This is a genomic window from Lysinibacillus sp. VIII_CA (assembly GCF_049943995.1).
GTDB classification, from domain to species: Bacteria; Bacillota; Bacilli; order Bacillales_A; family Planococcaceae; genus Lysinibacillus; species Lysinibacillus pinottii.
In genome coordinates, this window is the sequence record NZ_JBNFXM010000043.1 from 1 (window position 1) to 5,423 (window position 5,423).

Sequence of the window (5,423 nt, forward strand, 5' to 3'; positions counted from 1 at the left end):
CACCAACAGGGATCATCCCCATCATGTCTAGGGCGGAATCGAGGTCTGCTTCTTCTTCCTGTGAAGCGACTGACACATCTCTTTAAAATGTCAGTAATGCTCTGGTCTTATTTCAATCTTTAGGGTATGTAAGTGTCCTTCAATTTCTCTTAAAATATATATAAATGTATACATCGTCACTTTTCCGCATGTGTAATTTATAGCTATATGTTTCACTATAAATCTTCATTTTCACTTGATATTTCTGCACTCCGACCATATAAACACGTTAAATGCTGAATGTGGTACATCCTTATAATCTATAACAAATTTATCTATCGAAACCTCTATTTCCATCAACCGTTCTTCCCCTTGTATGCTAGTACTTGTATAAAATTTAACACTTAGTACACTAATTAAATAATCGTAATCTTTTCAATTTACGTATTTAAACATGAAAAAGCACTTGTCGCCTATTATAAACAATCAAGTGCTTTATCTTATTTCATTAGTGCTGCAATAGCACATCTTTCATGAAGTCTCGATTCACAAACAATTATTGTTAATTGGGTCCATTCTTTAATCTTTATTTCATTGTTCCTTCTCCTCCTCTAGGGTGACAATATAGCCAATCAAGGACTTATACTTTGTCAATAAAAATTCTTGTACATACAACCTCTACATTTAATGGAGGCATTAAAATATTACACATTAATAAGTTTTTTCCATCCTTAATTTCCAATTCGCTGACTTCAATATCCTGAATAAAATAAGGAATCTGGGGTTTAGTTAATTCTTTTAGAGGTTTTAATCTATCCTCAACACTTGTTATAAATGAAAACTTTGAACAACCTGTGAATAGTAAATTCACATTATAATCTGTGTCTTCAAACATAATGGTAATCTCGTCACCAAAAAAACTAGTGTCCATTTGCAATACTCTTGCATCCCAATAATGCATAGCTTCTAATTCACTCTGAATATTCTTTGCTTCCAAATTAATCATCTCACTTTTTATAAGGTATATGAGCATCGGGGCTCTTTCTATCCACAATTTTCAAGTTTACATCAAGCGGATTACCGTTTTCATCAAGTATATGAACATGGTCATACTTTGTAACTTTGTCTGGTGGATCAATTTTCATTCGAACGTTTCCATTACCATCTCTAATGTGAACAAAACCATTATTTTCAGTATACTTCCAATCTTTTGGCAATCCATCTAATATTTCCTGTTTAGACATGTTAGGAATATTTTTAGCATCAATTTTCCCTGCAAAATTACCTACAGTATTACCCTTATCATGCTTCTTCACATACTCGCCTAGTTGATCGATTTCTTTTTGGGTTGTCTTTGCATCCTTTGCCTTTTGGCTATTATTGGCAAGATCGTAGGTTTCTTCTATTACCTTTTCCCAATTTCGTACGTTTTCTAATACTTCTTCGCCCTTTTTCACTTTCCTAACAGGGTTAATTAATGAGACCGCTGCTTCAAAATTTTCTTTAATTGGCGCATTTGCATCAGACACTTTGAGATAATCCTCAATAAACAGAGCATATGACATTTTGGAGCCTAGCATCCATGTCTGTTTTGTTTAGATTCAGTACGCTCGCCATATTATCCATACCATTCTGCACATATTGTAAAAGCACATGTTGCCCAAGCAAAAAAGAAATCACAGTTTCAACTCTTATGTTAAAAGCTATGATTTCCTCAATACTTAGGATGCAATTCAAAAAGGCTTTCAAGTTCTTGATAGTGGGCTAACCAGCTTCAATTGTAATATTTTGATAATTCCTATTGTTTAATTACGGTTTTAAACTAAGAATATATTCAATTCTTGATTTAGCACCAAAGCTCGATTCAATAACCTTATAATCTTCAGTCCCCATTAATTGTATACATTTATTTATATCTTGCAATAACTGTTCTATATCTCCTTTATTAGCATCACCTTTAAATTCATTACTATTGATACAAAAACCTAAATTTTCATATATAAAATCTGGTATTTCTTTAAGTTTAAAACACTCAATTGCAACACAAATATAATATGCAGCTTTTGTAAAAGCATTATAATTTAGCTCTCTCCAATCTTCTTCAAATATTTTTGCTGCAGATTGTGATGCCGTAAATCCTTCATTTTCTATATATTCTTCAAAACTATATACAACAGAATCTTTGATATTTTCATAATCAACATTATTATTCATAGCATTCCTCCCTAAATCAGTATTGCCGTTTTGTCATTATGTGAATAATCTCTGAATTGGCTTAAAAATTTTATATATTGTCAAATTCCGTTTCTGTTGCTAGATTAGTTTGTGTTTCGATAATTCACCGACTTGCTTAACTAGATCGCTTGTATATTCATTTGGAAACTCTAACTCATACTGTGCTATAATTTTCACACTGTAAACATCTCACATTTCATTTAATAATAATTTTCAATTTTGTAATTAAGTATAGAATTACAAAAAGTAAGTTTACATTTTTGGGAATTTAACATCTTTTCACTCGTAGGTAAGATTTTATATAATTTATTAAATTTTTAAGTGAATAAAAGATAGTAGCCCCATACTATTATAGTTTAAGGATCAGAAAAAAGAGTTGCTTCTTATTTGAATCTTATTAATAGCCAATTAAGAACAGTAAAAAGTTTCCCAAGGAATCTATTGAGTATATTTTCTTCTACTTTCATGAGTAGCTAAATCTGCATAACGTGTGGTAATTGGTAATCGACTATTTTTATCTACAAAATGTAGAGTTATTTTTATTGAAGTCTCTAAATCAATCCAGTTACCGCATGAAATAAAAATGGGCTTTACATCCTTTCTTGTTCTCAATACTGCCCCATATACTTCACCATCAACCTTAATATAAGTAAAATTTCCTATTACATTTTTCGGCATTTGAAAATCGGTATTTTTTATCTTCAAGTAACTTTTAGCAACACCTATTGTAGGTTTCTTCAAATAAAAAGAAGCATGTGTTGCGATCCCCATATGTCTATAATGAAGATAACCATTTCCATCAAACATATAAATATCTGGTTCACATCGTAGCTTTTTCACTGCTTCTATTACCATAGGAAGTTCCCTAAAAGCAAGGTATCCTGGAATATACGGCACATCTATTTGTCCCCAATATTCTACTTCTTCGATTATTTGTTTGGTCATATAATCTATTACGACAATACAACACACCCCATAATCTTATTCTATAAGTCGCTTGACTATTACAAGCTTTCCATGTGTAGCTGCAACATGCAGCCAAGTTCCAAATGTTGTAACCATATTCAAGAGTTCCATATCTGAACCAATTAACTCGACTACCTTTTCAACATTATTTTGTTTGATAGCTGTACGAATTTCTTTAGCTAGTGGTATATACCTCATATTATCACCATCTTCTTGTAGCGTTTAACTATATCACCCCAGCCATAACCACTATTTTTTTACTTCTTTAATATTATCTACTATATTTTTAAGTGCAACAATACTCTGCTGACCTCTAACTCTATTTGGTGCCCATGCCAAATTTTCAGAACCGAAAACTGGGTCTATGTCACACTCTCTTAATATCTCTTGTCCCCCCTTAACAAGCCCTTTTGAGATTTCCCAAAGCCTTTTTTAAATAAAATATGATGTGCGTGGGGATCTTCCATTTCTTCAGCAGGTCACCAACTTTGGTTTTTAAATATTCTCTAAAATCGAAATCAATATTAGTATCATTTTTATTATATTTACCCATACCCTATGTGCCTCCTCCACCCACAGGATAATCCACACTTCCAACCGGATTAATATAAAGGTAGGAAAAAAAGAAACCACAACACGGGCGGTCAGCTCGCATTGTGGCATTATGTTTGAATGAGAAGATTATGCTAATAATTCAATGTTTTGTAGTAACACCTTATTCTGCAATTACTCCTTACTATTATACAGAACGGTAGTCTACTCCAAGCATAGTAGTATTTCATAAAATTCTTTCCAAAATCGGCATAGCACGCAAACATTTGGACAAAAATTTGCATATACGCTCTTTGAAAACTTTAGTTCTTTTTATTAACATTTAATTCCACTAGTAAAGTTTCGGCAATATTGTCGATTTGTTTATCTAAATCACCTGCTATAAACCCACACAAAGAATTATCTCTATGTTCAATATAAAAGCTAATGCCTTCTTTAAAACCTATGTGATGGGTCAGGTCACTAAACCATGCTCTTTGGAAATCATATGTTTCTGAAAATTTTTCAATTATGTCAAAAACATCTGATTCATTGTGTCTCTTTATAGCTTCTTTAAGCATACTAGATGATCCCGCAAAGATTATACTCTTATCATAATTTAATCTTTCGTATTTACTAAAGGCACATTGAAATAAGAATTTTTCAAAGCTATCTGCAAAATAACTTACAAACTGGCTATCCTCATCAGTCATAACAATCTGAGGATTATCAGTTTGGGTAAAATCAAATGATAGTTGACCATAGAATAATTCAGTTTGAAAAAAATGTATATATTTATCACTTAAAGTGTCTGGTTCTTCTTCATGTATCCCTTCATAAGTATCAATTATCTCAGAAATTGAAGCATAACCTGGAAGTTGGGTTTTTAGTAAACCTTTATCATCCTGCCCCATATACTTTAAATAAATCTCATATTCTTTAGGAAAATGATAGTTATATTTATTAATTTGTGTTAGATTTTTTAGCGTATCTATGTCCTCTATTTTTGCGGGTTCTATTTCATCTATCCATTTCTCATCAAATTTAGAAATATATTTTGACAATCGTTCAAATAGATTTGTACAATCTCCCATAGGTGGGATGTGATTATTTTTTATTGGCATTTGCATATTTCATATACTCCTCTATATTTTTTAAATCACTGCATGTTAAACATGGATTCATTTGGTTTGAATTTTCTGCATATGGATACGGATTTTCTTTTTTAGACGAGCGCCAAACAGTGTCCATACCTGTTATTTCACTTGGGTTATCGTGTGCAGCATTTACTACTTTTGATTCTGCACAATTACCGACACGATTACCGCCCTCTATTGTATCTAGCTTATCTGTAGGCATTGGTTCAGCCTTTACAGTGTATTTATCTCCATATTTTTTATTTAATACATTTTGTAATTGTCTTGCTGTTTCAATATTCTTCGGACTTGCTTCACCTGAAAACCCAACTGAAACCGTTCCATTTTTGTGCGTTATTACAGAAACAACTGGATTTGGCGCTCTTTTACCATCTCCAAGTATATTATTCAGCTCTCCTACCACATTTTGCGCTTTTGCAGTAGCCTCTGGAGTTCTAGGTGGGTATGAGGCAACTTTACCTGTACCCTTATCCTCAGCAGGCTTTTTATTCGAGCCATTTTGTGATGGTTGGGTATTAGACGGCTTCGGACTTGGAGTTGTTGTGTTTCTTCCAA

At 32.5% G+C, this 5,423-nt stretch carries 6 protein-coding genes and 2 pseudogenes; all 8 read right to left on the minus strand.

Annotation, left to right across the window (positions count from 1 at the left end; genetic code table 11):
- Positions 1-619: 619 nt before the first annotated feature.
- Positions 620-976 (minus strand): hypothetical protein, encoded by a 357-nt coding sequence (locus tag ACP3VS_RS23845; protein WP_036165413.1) that lies wholly within the window; start codon positions 974-976, stop codon positions 620-622.
- A 10-nt stretch (positions 977-986) separates the two neighbouring features.
- Positions 987-1,508 carry a hypothetical protein gene (locus ACP3VS_RS23850; RefSeq protein ID WP_426390218.1) on the minus strand — a complete coding sequence of 174 codons (522 nt, stop codon included), beginning with the start codon at positions 1,506-1,508 and terminating at the stop codon, positions 987-989.
- Positions 1,509-1,788: 280 nt separating this feature from the next.
- On the minus strand, positions 1,789-2,193 hold the full coding sequence (locus tag ACP3VS_RS23855; RefSeq protein ID WP_325881662.1) for a hypothetical protein: 405 nt from the start codon (positions 2,191-2,193) through the stop codon (positions 1,789-1,791).
- 459 nt (positions 2,194-2,652) lie between these two features.
- Positions 2,653-3,192, minus strand: a pseudogene (locus ACP3VS_RS23860) (endonuclease V); the annotation flags it as partial.
- Between the two features lie 6 nt (positions 3,193-3,198).
- Positions 3,199-3,378: pseudogene (locus ACP3VS_RS23865) on the minus strand (suppressor of fused domain protein); the annotation flags it as partial.
- A 199-nt stretch (positions 3,379-3,577) separates the two neighbouring features.
- Positions 3,578-3,733, minus strand: coding sequence for a hypothetical protein (locus ACP3VS_RS23870; protein ID WP_426390220.1), 156 nt, complete (start codon positions 3,731-3,733; stop codon positions 3,578-3,580).
- Positions 3,734-4,034: 301 nt separating this feature from the next.
- The gene (locus tag ACP3VS_RS23875) at positions 4,035-4,841 is read right to left on the minus strand and encodes an SMI1/KNR4 family protein (RefSeq protein WP_393408858.1); all 807 of its coding nucleotides are present in this window, start codon (positions 4,839-4,841) and stop codon (positions 4,035-4,037) included.
- The coding region (locus ACP3VS_RS23880; RefSeq protein WP_426390222.1) for a hypothetical protein at positions 4,819-5,423 on the minus strand (605 nt) is incomplete at its 5' end. The genes ACP3VS_RS23875 and ACP3VS_RS23880, both read right to left, overlap by 23 nt.

Excerpts from the sequence above, each read along its gene's own strand:
- ACP3VS_RS23875 (WP_393408858.1), bottom strand. The coding sequence starts at position 4,841 with ATGCAAATGCCAATAAAAAATAATCACATCCCACCTATGGGAGATTGT.
- ACP3VS_RS23855 (WP_325881662.1), bottom strand. The coding sequence starts at position 2,193 with ATGAATAATAATGTTGATTATGAAAATATCAAAGATTCTGTTGTATAT.
- ACP3VS_RS23870 (WP_426390220.1), bottom strand. The coding sequence starts at position 3,733 with ATGGGTAAATATAATAAAAATGATACTAATATTGATTTCGATTTTAGA.